The sequence below is a fragment of the Acidipropionibacterium jensenii DSM 20535 genome (assembly GCF_000425285.1).
In the GTDB taxonomy this organism is placed as follows: domain Bacteria; phylum Actinomycetota; class Actinomycetes; order Propionibacteriales; family Propionibacteriaceae; genus Acidipropionibacterium; species Acidipropionibacterium jensenii.
In genome coordinates this window covers 74,087-95,028 of the sequence record NZ_AUDD01000001.1, presented here as the reverse complement: position 1 = coordinate 95,028, position 20,942 = coordinate 74,087, and the positions used below count along the sequence as shown (strand labels likewise).

General features: G+C 69.5%; 19 protein-coding genes and 1 riboswitch. Of the genes, 13 read left to right on the top strand and 6 right to left on the bottom strand.

Annotation, left to right across the window (positions count from 1 at the left end; all coding sequences use genetic code 11):
* Positions 1-19 precede the first annotated feature (19 nt).
* The gene (locus H590_RS0100460) at positions 20-652 is read right to left on the bottom strand and encodes a hypothetical protein (RefSeq protein WP_414973656.1); all 633 of its coding nucleotides are present in this window, start codon (positions 650-652) and stop codon (positions 20-22) included.
* 206 nt (positions 653-858) lie between these two features.
* Between H590_RS0100460 and H590_RS0100455 the strand changes: the two genes are divergently transcribed.
* From H590_RS0100455 to thiC, 4 genes are all read left to right on the top strand, one after another.
* Positions 859-2,142, top strand: a complete 1,284-nt coding sequence (locus tag H590_RS0100455; protein WP_028702001.1) for a chloride channel protein — start codon at positions 859-861, stop codon at positions 2,140-2,142.
* A gap of 79 nt (positions 2,143-2,221) precedes the next feature.
* Positions 2,222-3,052, top strand: a complete 831-nt coding sequence (locus H590_RS0100450; RefSeq protein WP_126412731.1) for a hypothetical protein — start codon at positions 2,222-2,224, stop codon at positions 3,050-3,052.
* A gap of 50 nt (positions 3,053-3,102) precedes the next feature.
* Positions 3,103-4,509, top strand: coding sequence for a class II fumarate hydratase (gene fumC / locus H590_RS0100445; RefSeq protein ID WP_028701999.1), 1,407 nt, complete (start codon positions 3,103-3,105; stop codon positions 4,507-4,509).
* 161 nt (positions 4,510-4,670) lie between these two features.
* Positions 4,671-4,778, top strand: a riboswitch (TPP riboswitch).
* Positions 4,778-6,598, top strand: a complete 1,821-nt coding sequence (thiC, locus tag H590_RS0100440) for a phosphomethylpyrimidine synthase ThiC (protein WP_172599479.1) — start codon at positions 4,778-4,780, stop codon at positions 6,596-6,598. (Overlaps the previous riboswitch by 1 nt.)
* Before the next feature lie 106 nt (positions 6,599-6,704).
* Here the strand turns inward: thiC and H590_RS0100435 are convergent, their stop codons facing one another.
* The gene (locus H590_RS0100435) at positions 6,705-7,388 is read right to left on the bottom strand and encodes a suppressor of fused domain protein (RefSeq protein WP_028701997.1); all 684 of its coding nucleotides are present in this window, start codon (positions 7,386-7,388) and stop codon (positions 6,705-6,707) included.
* 234 nt (positions 7,389-7,622) lie between these two features.
* Here H590_RS0100435 and H590_RS0100430 point away from each other — a divergent pair, with 234 nt between their 5' ends.
* Positions 7,623-8,978: a C1 family peptidase gene (locus H590_RS0100430; RefSeq protein WP_051238000.1), complete on the top strand. Its 1,356-nt coding sequence runs from the start codon at positions 7,623-7,625 to the stop codon at positions 8,976-8,978.
* Between the two features lie 88 nt (positions 8,979-9,066).
* On the opposite strand, the gene H590_RS18190 is transcribed toward H590_RS0100430, so the two are convergent.
* The 3 genes from H590_RS18190 to groL form a co-directional block, all read right to left on the bottom strand.
* Positions 9,067-9,207 carry a hypothetical protein gene (locus H590_RS18190; RefSeq protein ID WP_154655304.1) on the bottom strand — a complete coding sequence of 47 codons (141 nt, stop codon included), beginning with the start codon at positions 9,205-9,207 and terminating at the stop codon, positions 9,067-9,069.
* Between the two features lie 35 nt (positions 9,208-9,242).
* Positions 9,243-10,289: an aspartate carbamoyltransferase gene (gene pyrB, locus H590_RS14035; protein WP_036980339.1), complete on the bottom strand. Its 1,047-nt coding sequence runs from the start codon at positions 10,287-10,289 to the stop codon at positions 9,243-9,245.
* A 230-nt stretch (positions 10,290-10,519) separates the two neighbouring features.
* A complete protein-coding gene (gene groL / locus H590_RS0100415) occupies positions 10,520-12,160 on the bottom strand; it encodes a chaperonin GroEL (RefSeq protein ID WP_028701995.1) in 1,641 nt (546 codons plus the stop codon).
* A 498-nt stretch (positions 12,161-12,658) separates the two neighbouring features.
* On the opposite strand from groL, the gene H590_RS0100410 reads away from it, so the two are divergent.
* Positions 12,659-13,729, top strand: a complete 1,071-nt coding sequence (locus H590_RS0100410) for a tetratricopeptide repeat protein (protein ID WP_028701994.1) — start codon at positions 12,659-12,661, stop codon at positions 13,727-13,729.
* A gap of 255 nt (positions 13,730-13,984) precedes the next feature.
* Positions 13,985-15,400 carry an ATP-binding protein gene (locus H590_RS0100405; protein WP_051237999.1) on the top strand — a complete coding sequence of 472 codons (1,416 nt, stop codon included), beginning with the start codon at positions 13,985-13,987 and terminating at the stop codon, positions 15,398-15,400.
* Between the two features lie 60 nt (positions 15,401-15,460).
* On the opposite strand, the gene H590_RS0100400 is transcribed toward H590_RS0100405, so the two are convergent.
* Positions 15,461-15,772 carry a DUF3263 domain-containing protein gene (locus H590_RS0100400; protein WP_232020896.1) on the bottom strand — a complete coding sequence of 104 codons (312 nt, stop codon included), beginning with the start codon at positions 15,770-15,772 and terminating at the stop codon, positions 15,461-15,463.
* Positions 15,773-15,857: 85 nt separating this feature from the next.
* Here H590_RS0100400 and manA point away from each other — a divergent pair, with 85 nt between their 5' ends.
* The 6 genes from manA to H590_RS0100370 all read left to right on the top strand — a co-directional run bounded on the left by manA (position 15,858) and on the right by H590_RS0100370 (position 20,936).
* The gene (manA, locus tag H590_RS0100395; protein WP_028701991.1) at positions 15,858-17,060 is read left to right on the top strand and encodes a mannose-6-phosphate isomerase, class I; all 1,203 of its coding nucleotides are present in this window, start codon (positions 15,858-15,860) and stop codon (positions 17,058-17,060) included.
* Between the two features lie 93 nt (positions 17,061-17,153).
* A complete protein-coding gene (locus tag H590_RS0100390) occupies positions 17,154-17,705 on the top strand; it encodes an RNA polymerase sigma factor (protein WP_028701990.1) in 552 nt (183 codons plus the stop codon).
* A 1-nt stretch (position 17,706) separates the two neighbouring features.
* Complete coding sequence (locus tag H590_RS0100385) at positions 17,707-18,522, top strand: zf-HC2 domain-containing protein (RefSeq protein WP_028701989.1); 816 nt, start codon at positions 17,707-17,709, stop codon at positions 18,520-18,522.
* A complete protein-coding gene (locus H590_RS0100380; protein ID WP_028701988.1) occupies positions 18,519-19,400 on the top strand; it encodes an ATP-binding cassette domain-containing protein in 882 nt (293 codons plus the stop codon). The genes H590_RS0100385 and H590_RS0100380 overlap by 4 nt, the downstream gene beginning before the upstream one ends.
* Entirely contained in the window at positions 19,397-20,287 is an 891-nt protein-coding gene (locus H590_RS0100375; protein WP_028701987.1) for a hypothetical protein, read from the top strand. The genes H590_RS0100380 and H590_RS0100375 overlap by 4 nt, the downstream gene beginning before the upstream one ends.
* A 10-nt stretch (positions 20,288-20,297) precedes the next feature.
* Entirely contained in the window at positions 20,298-20,936 is a 639-nt protein-coding gene (locus H590_RS0100370; protein WP_028701986.1) for a hypothetical protein, read from the top strand.
* Positions 20,937-20,942 lie beyond the last annotated feature (6 nt).

Sequence of the window (20,942 nt, the reverse complement as noted above, 5' to 3'; positions counted from 1 at the left end):
CGGGTCGGATCACTCCCGCTCAGAGCAGGTGGACGGTGCCCTGGAGGGTCCAGCTGAGGCTGGCGTCCTCACTGCCCGAGTCGTCGCTGACCACCACCGCGGCACTGATCTGCAGCAGCTCGGCCCGCTCGTAGGGGGCGTTCTGGCCCACCATGAAGGAGGCCCCCGGTGCCAGCACATAGGGCGGCCGGGCGGTCCCCTCGCTGAACGGTGTGGTGGACAGCTTGTAGCGGGCCATCAGCGCCGGGGCGCGCACCCCGATCAGACCCTGGGCCCACGGCCAGTCGGGGTACCGGGTGGTGATGCTCACCGTCCCGATACCCAGGCTGATCGGGTCGCTGGAGATATTGGTGACGACATAGCGCAGCAGCACGATCCGGTCGCCCTTGGCGATCACCGGCCTGCCGTCGGCCGGGTCGACCATCACCGAGTTGTGCGGCGAGGGGGCCGTGGCGACCTGGTAGACGGTGATCCGGATCCGCTTGTCGGAGACCTCACCGAGCCGGGTGCCGGCGCTGGTCACCGGGAGCGCCCAGTCGGCGTCGACCCAGGGTCCGTCGTGGGAGACGGTGGGCGAGGGGGTGGCCGCCACCGGCGTCTGGACGGCGGAGGTGCCGCAGCCGACGGTGGCCAGCGCCAGCAGCGCCGCCATCGCCACCGCCAGTGGTCGCCACCGCGATCCACGCCTGCGCAGGCTCACTCCATGCTCCCCGATCCGACCGTCGAACACCCCCTGGTGCCGTTCTGGCTCGTTGCCGGCCATCGTCCTCCAGTGTGCCCCCTCACCGCATCCCGCGCACGATCGATCACAGGGGAGGGGATGTCGGGGACCCGGGCGCGAACGGTACGGTTCCAGACGTGTCCCGTGGCCTGCGCATCGTTCTTGCCGTCCTCCTCGCAGGCCTGACGGCCGGCGCGGCGGGGGGCCTGCTGAGCCTGCTCAACGTCGGGATCGAGACCCTCGCGATGGGTCACCACTACTTCGTCGACCCCACCGGGGTGAGCACCGTCCCGCTCTGGCGTCGGATCACCGTGCCTGTCATCGGGGGCGCGCTGGCAGGCCTGATCTGGTGGCGGCTGAGACGGCGCGGCCCGATCACCTCGGTGAACCAGGCGGTGCGGGTGGACTCCCCCGGCAGACTCGCCCCCGACACCGTGACAGACGCCGTCGCCCAGCTCATCGCGGTGGGCTCGGGCACCTCGCTGGGACGCGAGACGGCACCCCGCCAGATCGCCGGTTTCCTCGGACAGACCGTCTCGAACCGGTTCAGGCTTGGCCCGGAGGGACGACGGACCGTCATCGCCGTCGCCTCGGCGGCCGGTCTGTCGGCGGTCTACAACGTCCCGGTGGCCGGTGCCTGCTACGCCCTGGAGCTCATTCTCAAGTCCGATCTGCGCACCCGGCGGGGCTGGCTGGAGGTGTTGGCGGCCGCTGTCGTCTCGGGTCTGGCGACCGTCACCGCCTGGCTGTTCAACCACAACCATCCGATCTACCGGCTTCCCGGGGTGTCGCTGAGGATGCCGCCGGTGTGGTGGCTGGCGGTGGTCGCGGTGCTCTGCCTCGTGGTGGGGGCAGCCTTCGGCTGGACCAATGACCTCGCCAAGGACCACGCCCCCGCCGCGAGCCGGGTCTGGTGGGCGGTTCCGCTGGGATCGGCCCTGGTCACCGCGATCGCCCTGGTGGTCCCCCAGGTGCCGGGCAACGGCCAGATCGTCGTCCAGGCGGTGCTCACCCCGCCGGCCCTGGTGGGCGGCGCCCTGATCGGCGGGGTGCTGTTGATGGCGGCGGCCAAGTGGCTCGCCACCCACCTGGCGCTGCGGCTGGGGGCCAGCGGCGGTCTGCTCACCCCGGCCCTGGCGGTCGGAGCCTGCCTGGGTGCGGCGGTCGCGATGGCCTCGGGTCACCGCAGCGCCTCGGAGATCACGGTGCTCGCGGTGGTCGGAGCGGCCTGTCTGCTGGCCGTCACCCAACGGGCGCCGCTGTTCGCCGCCGCCTTCGCCCTGGAGCTGGTCAAGGCCCCTCCGGCGGTGACCGCCTCCGCGCTGATCGGGGTCGGCCTCACCTGGTTCCTCCGTCTGGCGGTCATTCGGGGGTGGGCGCACCGGCGGACCGGACGGCTGGGGACCCCGCCGAGCAGCTGACCCGGGCGCTGAGCTGACAGGAGGGACGCTGGGCTGACAGGACGGGTCCGAGGGGGACGAGGACCCGTAGACTCGGGCCATGGCGGGAAAAAGACCGAACACCTCGAGATCCCGACAGTTGACGACCTCCCTCGTCTTCTGCGTGGCCGTCTTCATGGTCATGGCCAGACCATCGGCGGCGGTCATCATCCCGATCATCATCGGCGCGATCGTCGTGGTCGGCGTGGTGAGCGCTCTGACCGCAGGTCGCAGATCGACACAGCGGTCGACTCCCCCGGGCCAGTCCTCCGCCCCGCAGCTCTCCCAGTACCAACAGGCGGGGTACCAGCCCTTCACCAGTGATCAGTCCGTCCAGCAGCCCCGGTCCGACCGGGCCTCCGGCGATCGAGGCAGTCAGACCAAGCAGAGCATCCTCGAACAGCTCGTCCAGCAGGTGGCATCGGTGGGCGTCGACCCCGCGTTGTCGCAGCCCACGACGGTGCAGAGGCGTGGGACGCTCCCCGGCGCCCGGGCCCGCACCTCCCAGGTCCACGCCCCGGCCGGAGCCTCCCAGCCGGCACCCTCCCAGCCGGCGGCCGCCCCGGCACCGGCCCCCGGCTCCGAGATCGACCTGTCGGACGCCCGATCGCGGATGCAGCCCGGCTCCGACATCCGCTTCGACGACCTGGGCCTGCCGGCGTCGAGGAGGCCCGGCGAGCGTCGTCCGGCAGCCGGCCGGGTCCCCGCGTCCGGAACCCGTGGCGCGGACCGCCCCGCCGGTTCCAGCGCCATCACCGACTCGCTGGCCTCCCCGAGCCTGCTGGGGTCCAGCCTCACGTCGTCCTCCCTGATCGGCTCGGGGAGTTCCCTGATGGCACGCTCCCTCGCGCCGTCGACCACCCGGACCGGCAGCGACCGGACCTCCCGCTGAGAGCCTCCCCGACCGTCTGAGGGCCGGTGCCCGCCAGTAGGCTGAGGCCCATGGCAGAGATGCGTGAAGAGAAAGACAGCATGGGCACGATCGAGGTGCCTGCCGATCACTACTGGGGGGCCCAGACGGAGCGTTCCCTCCACAACTTCGAGATCGGGCGCGACACCTTCGTGTGGGGTCGCGACATGATCCGCGCCCTGGGGACCCTCAAGAAGGCCGCCGCCGAGGCGAACAAGGAGCTCGGAGAGCTGCCGGGCGACGTCGCCGACCTCATCGTCAAGGCCGCTGACGAGGTCATCGCGGGCAAGCTCGACGCCGAGTTCCCGCTGGTGGTCTTCCAGACCGGTTCGGGCACCCAGTCGAACATGAACACCAACGAGGTGATCTCCAACCGCGCCATCGAGATCGCCGGGGGCCAGAAGGGGTCCAAGACCCCAGTCCACCCCAATGACCACGTCAACCGCGGTCAGTCCTCCAACGACACCTTCCCGACCGCCATGCACATCGCGGTCGTCACCCAGATCAACGAGCGGCTCTACCCGGCCGTCACCCAGCTGCGCAACACCCTGGACGACAAGGCCAAGCAGTACGACGACGTCGTGATGGTCGGACGCACCCACCTGCAGGACGCCACCCCGATCCGGCTCGGTCAGGTCATCTCCGGCTGGGTCGCCCAGCTCGACTTCGCCCTGGACGGGATCCGCTACGCGGACTCCCGGGCCCGTGAGCTCGCCATCGGCGGCACCGCGGTGGGCACCGGCCTCAACGCCCACCCGAAGTTCGGCGTCACCGTCGCCAAGCACGTCACCGAGGAGACCGGCCTGGAGTTCACCCAGGCGGCCAACCTGTTCGCCGCACTGAGCGCCCATGACGCCCTGGTGCAGGTGTCGGGATCCCTGCGGGTGCTCGGCGACGCGCTGATGAAGATCGCCAACGACGTCCGCTGGTACGCCTCCGGCCCGCGCAACGGCATCGGCGAGCTGCTCATCCCCGAGAACGAGCCCGGCTCCTCGATCATGCCCGGCAAGGTCAACCCGACCCAGTGCGAGGCCATGACGATGGTCGCCACCCGGGTCTTCGGCAATGACGCCACGGTCGGCTTCGCCGGCTCCCAGGGCAACTTCCAGCTCAACGTGTTCAAGCCCGTGATGGCCCACGCCTGCCTGGAGTCGATCCGGCTGCTGTCCGACGCCTGCGTGTCCTTCGACAAGCACTGCGCCTACGGCATCGAGCCGAACATGCCCAAGATCAAGGAGAACCTGGACAAGAACCTCATGCAGGTGACTGCCCTGAACCGCCACATCGGTTACGACCTGGCCTCCAAGATCGCCAAGAACGCCCACCACAAGGGGATCTCGCTGCGCGAGTCGGCCCTGACGGTCGGCGAGATGTCTGCCGCGGACTTCGACAAGTGGGTCGTCCCGGCCGACATGACCCACCCCTCGGCCGCCGAGTGAGGCGCGGCTGAACCCCGGCCTCGAGCACACTTCTGGCCCGGTCGGCGGACGCACATCCTGCGTCCACCGACCGGGCCAGAGTGCTGTCACCGTGCGGCACAGGTCGCCGCGGTCGGCAGGGGGCGCCCCATCGGCCGATGAGGCGGTGCACTACAGTCATGGCCATCCCACGGGAGTCCTCGGCAGAGGACTGAGATCGGGCTGATGCCGCCCGGACCGTCAGAACCTGTTCGGATCATGCCGACGTAGGAAGAAGGAGCTGGCTACCATGGCCGCATCCCCGCACAACACCCGGAACAACACCGCCCTCGAGGACTCTGCCACCCCCACCACGACGGTGAACGGCCCCGAGGAGAACTACCCCAGCCATCACTTGGGCTATCTCGTCAACGCCGCCCACGACATCCGGGTGCCGGTGACCATGATCAACCAGGACGACTCCCCGGACGGCAGTCCGAACGCCCCGCTGCCCGTCTACCGGACCGTCGGACCCGACTGCGACGTCACCCGCGGACTGCCCGGCCTGAGAACCGGGTGGATCCAGGCCCGCGGCGACGTCGAGAGCTACCCGAACCGTCGTCGCGATCTGGCCGACGACGGCCGTTCGGCGGTGCGCCGAGGCGCCGCGAGCCAGGAGTGGCAGGGCGAGCGGCGTCCGGTCCTGAGGTCCCGCGAGGGCGCCACGATCACCCAGATGCACTACGCGAGGGCCGGGATCCTCACCCCCGAGATGCGCTACGTGGCGCTGCGGGAGGGCTGCGACGTCTCCCTGGTGCGCTCCGAACTGGCCGCCGGCAGGGCCATCCTGCCCTGCAACGTCAACCACCCCGAGTCCGAACCGATGATCATCGGCAAGGCCTTCGCGGTGAAGATCAACGCCAACATCGGGAACTCGGCGGTCACCTCGTCGATCGCCGACGAGGTGGACAAGCTGCGGTGGGCGACCCGATGGGGTGCCGACACCGTGATGGACCTGTCCACCGGTGACGACATCCACACCACCCGCGAGTGGATCCTGCGAAACTCCCCGGTGCCGATCGGCACGGTGCCGATCTACCAGGCCCTGGAGAAGGTGGACGGCGACCACGCGGCGCTCACCTGGGAGATCTTCCGCGACACCGTCATCGAGCAGTGCGAGCAGGGCGTCGACTACATGACGATCCATGCCGGGGTGCTGCTGCGCCACGTCCCGCTCACCGCCGACCGGGTCACCGGGATCGTCTCGCGCGGCGGCTCGATCCTGGCCGGCTGGTGCCTGGCCCATCACCGCGAGAACTTCCTCTACGAGCACTTCGACGAACTGTGCGAGATCTTCGCCCGCTACGACGTCGCCTTCTCCCTCGGCGACGGACTGCGGCCGGGATGCCTGGCCGACGCCAACGACGCCGCCCAGTTCGCCGAGCTGGACACCCTCGCCGAGCTCACCAAAAGGGCCTGGACGCACGACGTCCAGGTGATGGTGGAGGGCCCCGGGCACATCCCCTTCCAGCTGGTCCGCGAGAACGTCGAGCGGGAGATCGAGCTGTGCGACGGCGCGCCGTTCTACACGCTGGGGCCGCTGGTGACCGACATCGCCCCCGGCTACGACCACATCACCTCGGCGATCGGCGCCACCGAGATCGCCCGCCACGGAACGGCGATGCTGTGCTACGTCACCCCCAAGGAGCACCTCGGACTGCCCGACCGCGACGACGTCAAGACCGGCGTCATCACCTACAAGATCGCCGCCCACGCGGCGGACGTGGCGAAGGGCCATCCGGGAGCCCGGGACCGCGACGACGCCCTGTCGAAGGCCCGCTTCGAGTTCCGCTGGCGCGATCAGTTCGGACTGTCCCTGGATCCGCAGACGGCGGAGTCGATGCACGACGAGACGCTGCCCGCCGAACCCGCCAAGACGGCCCATTTCTGCTCGATGTGCGGCCCGAAGTTCTGCTCGATGAAGATCTCCCAGGACATCCGCGACGGGTTCGGGGACGCCGCCGACCAGCGTCGGATCGCCGAGGACGGGATGGCGGCCAAGGCGGCGGAGTTCCGCGCTGCCGGCGGCGAGGTGTACCTGCCGGATCCCGGCCTTCCCGCGGCCAGGTGATCCCGATCAGGATGTCCTGAGGCGACCCCCGGTGGTGCCGCGGCCCTCCAGGCTCCACCGAGGGCCCCGCTGCCAGGAGCGACTCTCCTTGGTCTGCGACGAGGGCTCAGACCACCGACTTGCGCCGCAGGTCGGAGTAGGTGACCTCGTGCTCGTCGAGAAGGTTCGCGAAGGCGTCGTAGTCGTGAGCCTCCAACCACTGGCGCTCGGCCTCGGTGATCGGCATCGCCACCAGCCAGTGGACGGTGAGGTCGTCCTCGATGTCCACCGCACCCAGTTCGGTCGCGGTGAAGGGATGGCACCACACGATGTGCGGGGTGGTGGTCTGCGGGTCGTAGAGGGAGACGACGTCGCCGAAGACGACACCCGGGGCCATCATCCAGTGGTCCTGGAGCACCGCGAAGGCACAGGACCCCAGGACCTTGCCCATCACATCGGAGTCGGGCAGACCGACCGCCATCAACTCGGCGCGGATCTCCAGGCTCTCCCCCGAGGCCATCGGCAGCTCATTGGGCTGGGTGTGGAGGGTGACCGTCGACCAGGTGGTCCATCCGGGCACCGGGGCGTTGTGGCAGGTGAGGACGTCGACCCTGGTCTTGCCCACCGCGTCGACCATCCCCTCGACCTCGGGATCACCACCGATCGCCTTGACGGCGGCCGTCACGACCGCCGGGCCGGTGGGGGGAAGCTCCTCGGGAGAGGCGACGTCCTCGGGAAGCTCCTGGGGGCTGATCGGGGCGGGGCCGCCGGGAAGTCGTGCTGCATCCGAGATGTGGTCGTCTTTGCTCATTGTGCGAGTCTATTCGGGGTGGGAGCCCGGGTCTCGCCGACCCGGTCCTCAGGTGCGGCACGGCTGTCCGGCGCAGTGGCCGGGACGGCACCCGCCCGAACCCTGCGGCGTCCCTGCGACGTCCCTCCGGCCTCCCTCCGGCGTCCCTCCGGTTTGAGAGTCCCGAGAGCGCGGAAATGTGCTGACCACGGGCGTTTTCGCGGGTTCTGGGGGCGGTGAGATAGAACAGAGTCCATGACCACTCTCACGACTACTCCTACATCTGCCGGCGCCATCGACCAGGACCTGCTGGCCAAGGTCGCCGAGTCCGATCTCGACCCGAGCCTGAGGCTGGCCCTCAATGCCGTGACCCGTTCTGGCATCGACGAGTCCGCACTGGACCGCACCAAGGTCGTCGGCACCCCGGCGGTTGTCTCCAACCGGCTGGACAACTGGACCGTCACCGCGCAGAAGCGTTCGGGACGCTGCTGGTTGTTCTCCTCGCTCAACCTGCTGCGCGCCACCACCCGCAAGAACCTCGGGGTCAAGGACTTCGAGTTCTCCCAGAACTACGCGATGTTCTGGGACAAGTTCGAGAGGGCGAACTTCTTCCTCAACGACATCATCGCCACCGCCTCGGAGCCGCTGGACTCCCGGCTCATCCAGTTCCTCCTGAGGGAGATCGAGGGTGACGGCGGCCAGTGGGACATGGCGGTGTCGGTGTACCAGAAGCACGGCGTCATCCCCAAGCAGGCGATGCCCGAGACCCAGCCCTCCTCCAACACCCACCGGATGGACACCCAGCTGCAGACCCTGCTGCGCCGTCGGGCCCTGGATCTGCGCGATCTGGCGACCTCCGGAGCCAGCGCCGAGGACCTCATCGCCGCCCGTGAGGGCGTGCTCTCCGACGTCTGGCGGATCCTGGTGATCAGCCTGGGCAACCCGCCGTCCTCCTTCGAGTTCGAGTGGCAGGACGACGAGGGGGTCTTCCACACCGACGGCACCATCACCCCCAATGAGTTCTACGACCGGCACGTCGGGATCGACCTGTCCGGCTACGTCTGCCTGGTCGACGACCCCCGCACCGAGCACCCGAAGGGTCGGGCGCTGACGGTCGAGCACCTGGGCAATGTGGTCGGCGGACGCGAGATCCGCTACATCAACGCCCCCATGCAGGTGATGAAGAAGCTGGCCGCCGACTCCATCGTGGCCGGCGAGCCGGTCTGGTTCGGCGCCGACGTCTCCCATCAGTCCGACCGCGACTCCGGCCTGCTGGTCGGTGACCTGCACGACTACTCCGGCCTGTTCGGGGTGGACCTGTCGACCACCAAGGAGGAGCGGGTGGTCTCCGGCGAGTCGGCGATGAACCACGCCATGCTGTTCACCGGCGTCGACATCGCCGAGGGTCAGCCGCGCCGCTGGCGGGTGGAGAACTCCTGGGGCGAGGAGCCCGGCGACAAGGGGTTCTTCACGATGGACGATGACTGGTTCAGCAACTACGTCTTCGAGGTCGTGGTGAAGGTGGACTCCCTGCCCGAGGACCTGAAGGCCGCCGTCGCCGAGGAGCCGATGGCCCTGCCGGCCTGGGACCCGATGGGCACCCTCGCCTGAGAATGGCCCGCGCGGTGAACATTTCACTCACGGAACACCCGGTTTCCGGCATCTGAGCCGGTTTTCACGGGTTCCGCGAGTGAAATGTTCACCCGACCGCACCCGGACGACGGGTCAACGCCCTGTGATGGGTGATGATGCTGCCGCCCACCACGATCACCAGGGCGATCGTCACCATCAGCGCGTCCGACATCGCGCACAACAGGTGGCTCGAGGCGAGATCGTCCACCAGCACATTCCCTGACTGATGGCCTGCGGGAGGGCTCAGAACCAGTCCAGGGTGGCGTCCCAGCTCTGGTTCTTGGTCGCCGCCCGCACCGCCTCGGCGGAGCATCCCATCGCCACCAGGAAGATCGCCATCCTCACCCGCAGGCCGTTGTCGGTCTGGTGGAAGATCGACAGACCGGGCAGCTCGTCGACGTCGGTGGACAGGTCGAAGGAGTCCATCCGGGAGTCGCGCGGCAGGGGGTGCATGATGATGATCTCCTCGGCACCGGCCTCGTGGAGCATGGCCCGGTTGAGCAGATTGCCCGTCATGTTGGCGCTCGAGAGCACCTCCTCGGTCATCCTCTCGCGCTGGACCCGGGTGGCGTAGACGACGTCGGCGCCGGTGACCGCCTCGGTCGCCGAGCCCATCTCCACGATCCGGTGGCCGCGCTCCACGACGTAGCGCTCGATCTCGACGGGCAGCTCCAGGCTGGGCGGGCTGAATAGCCGGAAGGTGATCCCCTGGAAGAGGGTGAGCAGTTTCATCAGGGAGTGCACGGTGCGGCCGTACTTGAGGTCGCCGACGATGGCGATCGTGGCACCGTCGACCGACTTGCCCCGCCGGTCGAGCTCGCGACGCAGCGTGTAGAGGTCGAGGAGGGCCTGACTGGGATGCTCCCCGGCGCCGTCACCGGCGTTTATCACCGGGACCACCGAGGCGCGCGCGAACTCGGCCACCGAGCCCTTGTCGGGGTGGCGGACCACCATGATGTCGGAGTAGCCCGAGACCACCCGCGAGGTGTCGCTGATCGACTCCCCCTTGGCCATCGAGGAGAAGGTGAAACCGGTGGTGGTGGTGACCTCCCCGCCCAGCCTCAGGAAAGCCGACTCGAAGCTCAGCCGGGTACGGGTGGAGGGCTCGAAGAACAGACTGCCGAGGACGGCGCCGTCCAGGACGGTGCATCGCACGGTGCCGGAGGCGACCGGGTCGACCACCTCGGCGAGTTCGAGGATCTGGTCGAGCATCCCGCGGTCCAGCTGCTGGACGCTGAGCAGGTGGCGTCCAGGGCCGAAGGGAGGGAAGTCATCGGGGGTGCGGGTCATGGCGAAACTGCTCCTTCGACGGGGAGCCTGCGCTGGCAGGTCGTTCGCGGGCAGCCTATCCCCCGGTCGGGGTGGACTCCGTCTCCCCTCAGAACCTGGGACCGGAGTGTGCCCGCACGGGCCACCGGACCGCGTACCGGTCCAGACGCGCAAGGAGGGGCGGCCCCTCGACGGGACCGCCCCTCCATGCATCTGGCCGAGGGGACAACCCCTCAATCAGTCGAACTGGATCACATCATTCCGCCCATGCCACCCATTCCGCCCATGCCGTCGTCGCCGCCACCGGCGGGAGCCTTGACGGGCTCGGGCTTGGTGGCGATGACTGCCTCGGTGGTGAGGAACAGAGCAGCGATGGAGGCCGCGTTCTGCAGGGCAGAACGGGTCACCTTGGCGGGATCGATGATCCCGGCCTTGACCATGTCGACGTAGTCGCCGGTCGCGGCGTTCAGGCCCTGTCCGGCGGGCAGGTTGGCGACCTTCTCGGCGACAACCCCACCCTCCAGACCGGCGTTGACGGCGATCTGCTTGAGCGGGGCGGTGCAGGCGTCGAAGACGATCTGCGCGCCGGTGGCCTCGTCACCCTCCAGGCCGGAGACCGAAGCGGCCTTCGATGCCTGAATCAGGGCGACACCACCGCCGGGGATGATGCCCTCCTCGACAGCAGCCTTGGCGTTGCGGACGGCGTCCTCAATGCGGTGCTTGCGCTCCTTCAGCTCGACCTCGGTGGCCGCGCCGACCTTGATGACGGCGACGCCGCCGGCCAGCTTGGCGAGACGCTCTTGGAGCTTCTCACGATCGTAGTCGGAGTCGGAGTTCTCGATCTCGGTGCGGATCTGGGCGACCCGGCCGGCGATCTGCTCGGAGTCCCCGGAGCCGTCGACGATGGTCGTCTCGTCCTTGGTGACGCGGACCGAGCGGGCCCGGCCGAGCAGGTCGAGGGTGACGGCGTCCAGAGACAGGCCGACCTCCTCGGAGATGACCTGGCCACCGGTGAGGATGGCGATGTCGGCCAGCATGGCCTTGCGGCGGTCGCCGAAGCCCGGGGCCTTGACGGCGACGGACTTGAAGGTGCCACGGATCTTGTTGACGATCAGGCCGGCGAGGGCCTCACCCTCGACGTCCTCGGCGATGACCAGCAGCGGCTTACTGGACTGCATGACCTTCTCGAGGACGGGCAGCAGGTCCTTCAGGCCGGAGACCTTCGAGTTGACGATGAGGATGTAGGGGTCGTCGAGGACGGCCTCCATCTGCTCGGTGTCGGTGACGAAGTAGGGGGAGATGTAGCCCTTGTCGAAGCGCATTCCCTCGGTGAGCTCGAGGTCCAGCCCGAAGGTGTTGGACTCCTCGACGGTGATGACACCTTCCTTGCCGACCTTGTCCATCGCCTCGGCGATGACGTCGCCGACGGTGGTGTCAGCGGCCGAGATCGACGCGGTGGCGGCGATCTGGTCCTTGGTCTCGATGTCGATGGCCATGTCGGCGAGCTTGCCGATGATGGCGTCGACAGCGGTCTCGATGCCCTTCTTCAGGCTCAGCGGGTTGGCACCGGCGGTCACATTGCGCAGGCCCTCGCGGACCATCGCCTGGGCCAGCACGGTGGCGGTGGTGGTGCCGTCGCCGGCGACGTCGTCGGTCTTCTTGGCGACCTCCTTGACCAGCTCGGCGCCGATCTTCTCGTAGGGATCGCTCAGCTCGATCTCCTTGGCGATCGAGACACCATCGTTGGTGATGGTGGGAGCGCCCCAGGACTTCTCCAGGACGACATTGCGGCCCTTGGGGCCGAGGGTGACCTTCACCGCGTCGGCAAGGGTGTTCATACCCTGCTCGAGCCCGCGGCGGGCCTCGATGTTGAATTCGATGAGCTTTGCCATGTGTTGGGGAGTCCTCCGCTCCTGCGGGCCACCTGGGCCCTGGACGTCAGGTCTGCAGTGTTCTGCATGTGGCGGGATCCGACGACCCCGCGATGTGTCCCTCCGAGATGCCCGCGACGGACGATCTGGTGATCTCATCACCGGAAGGAGTTCACTGCCGTCGGTGCTCGCAACACCGACCGCGGCGATGGCACTCTCGTTGCTCGAGTGCCAACATCATTTTTAGCACTCGACCCAAGGGAGTGCAAAGGATTGGGTGGTGTTCGGGCACCGTGACGTCGCCGGACGGCGTGTTGTCGTCGCAACCATGGTGGCGTCGGGGGTGCTCCGTGGGCGGGAGCTCCGCCGCTGGCCGCATACTTGCAGCCGGGGCACAGACTGTCGCCGGTACCAGTTCCGACGTCGGGCACAATGGGTGGCCACCTCCCCGCAGCCCATCCCGCACCGCAGCCATCCCGCAGCGTCGGCGTCCCGCCCCCGACCTGCCACAGGAGAGATATGGACGACGCAACGGCCCTCAGCACCGCGGCCCGACTCATCGACGCGGGGCAGGACGCCGCGGCGCTGCGCTACGTCGGGCCGGTGCTGGCGCACGATCCGGGCCATCCGCTGGCCCGTCTCTACGAGGTGATGGCCCTGGAGGGGGTGGATCCGGAACGAGCCCGGGACCGGGCGGAGTCGCTGGCCTCCGACCATCCCGACTGGGCGGAGGCGTGGACCCAGCTCACCTTCATCCTCGCCCACCACGACACCCCTGCCAGAGCTGCGGCCGCGGCGGGAAGGGCCCTGCAGCTGGATCCGCAGAATCCCCAGGTGCACCTGTCGATGTCCGACGCGCTGGTGCGGATCGACAACTACCAGGAGAGCCTCAACGCGGTCGACCGCGCCCTGGCGATGGGAGTGCAGTCGTGGCGCGCCCAGCTGCGTCGAGGCCACTGCCTGTTCATGCTCGGGCGCCGGGCCGAGGGGATCGAGATCGTGTCCCGGGTGGTGGGCGAGCACCCCTCCGAACCGGAGGCGGTGAAGATGCTGGCTGCTCTGGAGGCCGACGTCGGTCACCACGAGAGGGCGCTGCGGCTGGCCAATGAGGCGGCCACCGAGGCGATGGGGCAGAAGGGGACCGCCGAGATGGCCAGGCGGATCCTGGTCGGATCGCTCAACAGGGTGGTGCTGACCTGGTTGGGATCCGGGCTGGGGCTGTCTGTGTTGTGGGGACAGATCTGGCACCTGGCTCCCGGTCACAACCTGGTGGTGGCGGCACTGTCGACCGGGGCCGTGATGTGCGCCCAGGTGCTGGTCTGGCCGGGGCTGTCGCGCGGCCAGACCAGACGGACCGTGATCCGGACCATCTGGCGGGACCGGACGACGGCCGTGCTGATGGGGCTGGCCCTGTTCCTCTACGCCCAACCCCTCTACTCCGCGATCCGGTGGCAGTTCGACCAGCGGTACCACAACTCCACCCCGGTGCTGGTCATCATCGCCCTGGCCATCGGGGCGGCCGGAAGCGCCGGCGGCTGGCTGCGATCGGTTCGGACCAGAGGCCCGAATGCACCCCCCGACCACCGCTGAACCCCCGGTGACGACGTCCTCCCCGTCATTTCCGCCATTTCCCTGCATCCGTCACCCCCTCCCCGCCATTTCCCTGCATCCGTCACCCCCTCCTGCACCTCTTTCCCGCCTACACCTCCGCGTTGATCCAGTTACTCGGCGTTGATCCTCTTGCAACTGGATCAACGCCGAGTAACTGGATCAACGCGGGAAGGAGGGGGTGGGAGGGTCGGCGTACGCTGCCCAGCAGAACTGGAGGGCTCTTCAGGAGAGACCGTGAACCCACTCATTAACAGCATCCGCCGGGCCGTCGAGGCCGCCCCCGACGACGTCCCGCTGCGCCTGCACCTGGCATCCCTGCTCATCGACGAGGGAGACGCCGCCGCGGCCATCGTCGAGTGCGGCCAGGCCCTGGTCAGGGACCCCACCAGCGCTGACGCCCGAGCCCTGATGACGCGCGCCCTCGGCCAGCAGACGCCGGCCTCCCCCGGACAGTCCCCGGCCTCCCCTGACCAGTCCCCATCGGCATCCCCCGGCTCACCGACCCAGCGGCCGCAGCACCCGGGGCCCGCATCCGACTCCCACACACGGCCTCCGCAGAATCTCGGACAGCCTCCTCGGCCGGACCCCGCACCCGGCCCACAGCAACCTGACCCGGACTCCGCACCCGGTCCCCGGCAGCCCGACCCGCACCAGCCCACCCCCGAACCCCAACGCGGACACTTCGACTGGGGAGCCGCCGAGCAGGAGGTCTCCGACCTCGTCGAACCGATGTTCGTCGACGATCAGTCGGCAACCCCTGGAACCGACCCCGTCGACGTCGAGAGACCATCCTTCGGGCTGAGCCAGGTGGCCGGCATGACGAGCGTCAAGAACCGGATCAACGCCTCCTTCCTGGCCCCGCTGCGCAGTCCCGAGATGCGACGCCTCTACTGCAAGAGCCTCAAGGGAGGCCTGTTGATGTACGGGCCGCCCGGCTGCGGCAAGACCTACATCGCCCGCGCCCTGGCCGGCGAGCTGGGCACCGGTTTCCTGTCCATCTCGATATCCGACGTGCTGGGGCCCTACATCGGCCAGAGCGAGGGGGCGGTCCACCAGCTCTTCCAGTTCGCCCGCCAGAACGCCCCGATGGTGGTCTTCCTGGATGAGGTCGACACCCTGGGCGGACGCCGCTCCCAGACCCACGGCTCGGCGGCGATGCGCTCGACGATCAACCAGCTGCTGGTGGAACTGGACGGCATCGACTCCCTCAACGACGCGGTCTTCGTGCTGGGCGCCACCAACCAGCCCTGGGACATCGACCCGGCGCTGCGTCGTCCCGGACGTCTGGACCGCACCATCCTCGTGCTGCCTCCCGACGAGCAGGCCCGCGCCGCGATCTTCACCCTCCACCTGCAGCAGCGCCCGGTGGAGGGGATCGACGTGCGCACCCTGGCCCGGCGCACCGAGGGATTCTCCAGCGCCGACATCGCCTACGCCTGCGACATGGCGGCCGAGCGGGCACTGATGGACAGCGTCTCCACCGGGCGCACCCGGATGATCACGATGGCCGACCTCAACGCCGCGCTCGGCCAGGCCCAACCGTCGATGAACTCCTGGTTCGCCTCGGCGCGCAACATGCTCGAGTACGGGACCGACGACGGCACCCATGCCGAGCTGCGCAGTTACATGAAGGGCCACCACCTGCTGTGACCCACGACAGACGCCGGCCAGCCCCCAAAGCCCCTCAGCCCCCGAAACCCCCTCGGTCCCTCAGTGCAGCTGGTCGGCCGATCGCGCCGTCCTGCGCTCCTGGCGCACCCGGCGCAGCCGGTTCACCAGGGCCGGCGCGTGGAGGGCGGCTCTCGGGTCGTCGAGCAGGACGTTGAGCCGCTGGTGGTAGCGCGGTGAGGAGATCTCCAGCCGGTCATGGATGACGGTTCCCTTGTCGCCGCGCAGCCGACCGTGCTGCCAGTCGTCCTCCAGATCGAGCAGGGCGATGTCCTCGGCCGGGAGGCCACTGTGCGCATCCTGTCGATCCTCGGTGAGGTCGTCGATGTCATCGCTGCCGGGGTCGTCGCTCACGTGATCCAGTCTATGGGAGTGCCATGATGGAATGGCTCGCTCACAAGGACGTGTCCGGGCGCAGTAGACACAGGGGAGAACATCCATGGAGCGCCTTCAGGGCACGGTCCAGAACTACGCGTGGGGGTCACTCGACACCATTCCGGGGATCCTCGGCGTCGAACCGGACGGACGTCCCCAGGCCGAGTACTGGCTGGGCGCCTACGAGACCGCCTCGGCCGCCCTGGCCGACGGGACCCCGCTCAACGAGCACCTCGACCAGCACCCCCAGGAGCTGGGAGCGGCGTGCCGGCAGACCTTCGGCGACAGGCTGCCCTTCCTGCTGAAGATCCTGTCGGCCGACCAGCCGCTCAGCATCCAGGCCCACCCCGACTGCCGCGACGCCTGCGAGGGGTTCAGCCACGAGCAGGACGCCGAGACGGCCGCCGCCGACCGCACCTTCGTCGACGACTGGCCCCGGCCCGAGCTGTTCGTGGCCCTGTCGGAGGTCGACGCGCTGTGCGGCTTCCGCGAGCCGAGACGGACCCGCGCACTGCTGGAGGGTCTGGGGGTGAGGACCTCCCTGGACGAGGTCTTCGGTCCGCTCACCGAGAGGTCGGGGTCGGCCGGTCTGGCCGAGGTCTTCCTGGACTGCCTGAGCGGTGACGGGCACCGTCTCGAACTTGTCGGAGAGGTGGTCTCGGCGGCGGTCAACCACGTCGACGACGCCGGGGACCTGGGGCTCCTGTCGCGCACCGCGGTGGAACTGGACGAGCACCACCCCGGGGATCCGTCGCTGCTGGCGGCGCTGCTGCTCAACCGGGTGCACCTGACCCGCGGTCAGGCTCTGCAGGTTCCGCCGGGCACCATGCACACCTATCTGCGAGGCACTGGCATCGAGGTGGCGGCCAACTCGAACAACACCGTGCGCGGCGGCCTGACGGCCAAGCACATCGACGTCGACTCCCTGGTGAGGATCGTCAACTTCGCCTCCGGACCCGCCCCGATCATCGAGCCCGACGTCCACGGGCCGCTGGTCGAGTACCCGACCGGGCGACCCGAGTTCCAGCTGTGGGCCGTGCACCTGCGTCCCGGGGCCGCCGAGATGCTGCCGGCCACCGACCGGCCGCGCATCCTGCTGGTGCTGGACGGCCATCTGGTGTGCTCCAGCGCCGCCAGCACCGAGGAGATCGTGCGCGGCCAGTCGCTGTGGATCCCGGCTGGCGAGCAGGTGCAGATCCAGGGCAACTGCGAGGCCGTCCAGGCCAGTTGCGGGCTGGACCCGGAGAAGCAGGTCAGGCGGCACTGAGTTCCCTTCCGGGTACTCCCGACCCCAAGGAGTACCCGGAGAGTTCTCGCCGTCGGAGTGATCCATCTGGACCTCTCCCGGCGACAGTGGGGTATGGAGACCGACGCCGTCGGCGATGCCGAACTGCTCGCCCGGATCAGCACCGGGGACGAGTCGGCCCTGCGCGAGCTCATCGAACGGCACAGCGGCTGGCTCATGCTGCGGCTGCGTCGGCGCGCCGGCAACGCGGACCTGGCGGCAACCGCCCTGCAGGACGCCTTCGTCGTCGTCTGGCAGCAGGCCGGCCGGTACCGCGGGGACGGCGACGTCGGCGCCTGGCTGTGGGGGATGGCCATCCGCCGACTGATCCCCTGCCTGCGCACCCGGCCCGCCCCGGTGGCGCTGCGCGACGAGGTCGTGGCGCGCTACGCCGGCCAGACCCTCAGCGCCGAGGAACAGCTCCTGCTCGCCGTGGAGCACGGGGATCTCGGTGATGCGATGGCGCGCCTGTCCCCCGACCTGCGGGCCGCACTGCGGGCCACCGTCCTCGACGGACTCACCACCCGGGAGGCCGCACTCCTCCTCGGCGTCCCGCACGGCACCGTCAAGAGCCGCGTCAGGCTCGCCAAGATCCACCTTCGCCGACACCTGATGGGGGGGCTCTGACATGACCAGCCGAGACACGCACCTCACCGCCGATCTCTGGCAGCGCTACGCCGCCGGCGGTCTGGACCCCACGACGGAGTCGGCCGTCGAGGCCCATCTGCTGTCCTGCCCCTCCTGCCGCCGTGACGCCCTGGCCGTCGCCGGAGATCCGCAACCCCTCTGGCAGGCGGTCCACGCCAGGATCGACCACCCACGACGCTCCCTGCCGATGCGGCTGCTGACCCGGCTCGGCGTCAGGGACAGCGACGTCGCCGTCATCGCCGCCTCCGACGACCTGCAGCTGCCCTGGGCGATCGCGGTCAGCGGGGCGATCGCCTGCGCCATCGCGGCCGCCCTGTCCGGGGTGAGCTATCTGCCGGTCTTCCTGGCCCTGGCACCACTGGTCCCGGTGATCGCCGTCAGTGCCGCCTTCGACGCCACCGACCCGCTGCGCGAGCTGGTCGGCACCACCGCCTGCCCGCGGCTGCGGATCACCCTGCTGCGCACCCTGTCCACCCTCGTGGTGGCGCTTCCCGCGGTCCTCGTGCTGGGTTCGATGGTCCCCGGCCTGAACTCCGCCATCTGGCTGTGGCTGCTCCCCGGACTGCTCCTCACCAGCGCCACCCTGGTGCTGCTCAACTGGCTTCCCGCCCGGACGGCCGCGGCCATCAGCTCTATCGGCTGGTTGCTCGTCGTTGCCTCGATGGCCGGCCTGCAGGCCTCCGATCTGCTCGGCCAGCTGCCGGTTCAGGGCCTGTCCGCCCTGCTCACCGTCCTGCTCGGCGTCGCCCTCAGGGTGCTGTCGGACAGGTCCCCAGCGATTGGAGTCTCACCGTGACCACCCATCTGGATGCCGTGTCCAAGACCTATGGCAGCCCGCTGCGCGCCCGCATCCACCCCACCGTGGCGCTGCACCCGACCACACTCACCCTCGGATCGGGAGTGATCGGTCTGCTCGGCCCCAACGGTGCCGGCAAGACGACCCTGCTGCGTCTGCTGTCGACCGCGATGGCTCCCACCGCCGGACGGATCGTCGTCGAGGGGCACCAGACCACCGCCTCGCCGGCCGAGCGCACCTCGGCCAGGCGGCTGATCGGCTACCTCCCCCAGGAGGTCGTCTTCCCGCGCGGCATGACGGCCTTCGGATTCCTCGACTACATCGCCGTGCTCAAGGAGTGGGACCAGACCACCGCCCGCCGCGCCGAGGTGCGCCGGGTGCTGACCCTGGTCGGGCTCCAGGAGCGGTCCACCGTGAAGGTGCGCAAACTCTCGGGAGGGCAGCGTCGACGGCTGGCCATCGCCCAGGCCCTGCTCGGTGAACCGAGACTGCTGATCCTCGACGAGCCCACCACCGGACTGGACCCCGAGCAGCGGGCCACCTTGCGCAGGATCCTCTCCGAGCAGGCGGGCACCGTGCTGCTGTCGACCCACCAGACCGAGGATGTCTCGGCGCTGTGCGACCGGGTGGTCGTCCTCGACGCCGGCCGGATCCGCTTCGACAGCGCGGTGGCAGACCTGCTCGCCACCGCCTCCGACCACGTCCACGTGGGCCCCCAGGAGAATGACGGGGCGGTCCACACCTGGCGCACGGGCACCGGCATGGTGCGATCGGTGGGAGGCCTGCCCCGTTCCGGGGCCACCCCCGTTCCTCCCACCGTCGAGGACGCCTACCTGTTGCTGCGCAGCCGCTCACTCGACGAAGGAGCACTCCGATGACCCAGACACTTGCCCCCGTCCGCCCGTCGTCGCGCACCGTGCTGGTGATCCAGGAGATCCGCAACTACGCCACCTCGCCGCTGTTCCTCATCGGTCTGGTGCTGCTGGTCGCCCTCCAGGTCCACCGGATCGGGTGGTCGCGGGACTCCACCGAGGCCCTCACCGACGCCATCGCGCCGGCCGCGCTGATCGGGCTGCTCGGAATCATGGTGATGGCCGGCCTCACCCGTCGCTCGGACCGGGCGGCCGAGGCCGCCGGAGCGACCGCCGTGAGCGAGTCGGAACGCACGATCGCACTCGCCTGGGCCGTCGTGGTGCCGGTGAGCGTCACGGTGATCTGGTACCTGTCCACCGCCTGGCTCATCCTCTCCCGTCCGCCCGCCGACTGGGCGGTGCCGTCGGGGCCGGTGACCACCAGCTATGTGCTGTCGGTGATCTTCGCGCAGAGTGTCATGGCGGCCGTCGGCGGCCCGCTGCTGGGTCTGGTCATCGCACGGTGGCTGAGGTTCCGCGGGGCGGCGGCGCTGTGCACCGTGCTCATGGTCGTCGTCACGATGCCCCTGCAGGGCTGGTTCGAGTCGACCTGGCGCTGGCACATGGTCTGGCCGTGGACGCACTGGTACGGCCCCCTCGCCTTCACCGCCGAGGGGGAACCGGTGCACTGGGTGGCCCTGCCAGGATCGCCGCAGATGTGGATCGTGTGCCTCGCCCTGCTGTGCGCGACCGGGGTGACGGTGGCCCTCTACCACGACCCGGAGGGGCCGCGGCCACGGCTGAGGACGGTGATCGCGATCCTGCTGGCGGCAGCCGTCGTCGCACTGGTCCTGACGATGGTCACCGGCCTGCCGCACGCCTTCCACAATCCGCTCATCGCGGCGCCGGCCTGAGGAGGACGAGATGTGGGCCCACGGCATTCGGGCGATCCCCTGGCGACTCGTACTGGCCAGTTCCGGCCTGCTGATCGCTCTTGTGATGCTGGTCGAGTACAACTCCTGGCTGCTGTGGCCCCTGCAGGGCATTGCCGTCGGGCTGCTCACCGCGGCCGTCTGCTGGTGCCTGGACGAGCCCCTTGCGGGGGTTGTGGACGCCGCCCCCCGCGGGATCCTGTGGCGCACCACGGCACGACTGGTCGGCGTCCTTCCCCTTCTCGGCGTGTGGCTGGTGATGGTGTGGGGAACGGCCCGACGATGCGCGGGCAGCGCCACCCCGGGACACCACTGGGCGGCGCTGGTGGTGCCGGCCGTCACCGCATGGGCGATCGTCCGTCCGGCACAGATGAGGGTCCCCGTCTTCCCCTACGCGACCCACGGGGTCGGCGGATCGTGGACCTCCAGCACGGTCGGATGGTCGATCCTCGGGGCGACAGCACTGGTCCTGCTGGCCGGCCTGCTCGTCACCGACGGACGGCTGCCACGACCTGGCAGGAGCTCCGGGGCCGGCGGGAGCTCCGGCGCTGACAGGCGTTCCGGTCCGGGAGGCTCTCCGAACGTGGCACAGGCTCTGAGGTGGGACGCCGACCCGCGGTCCGCGCAATGATGGGCC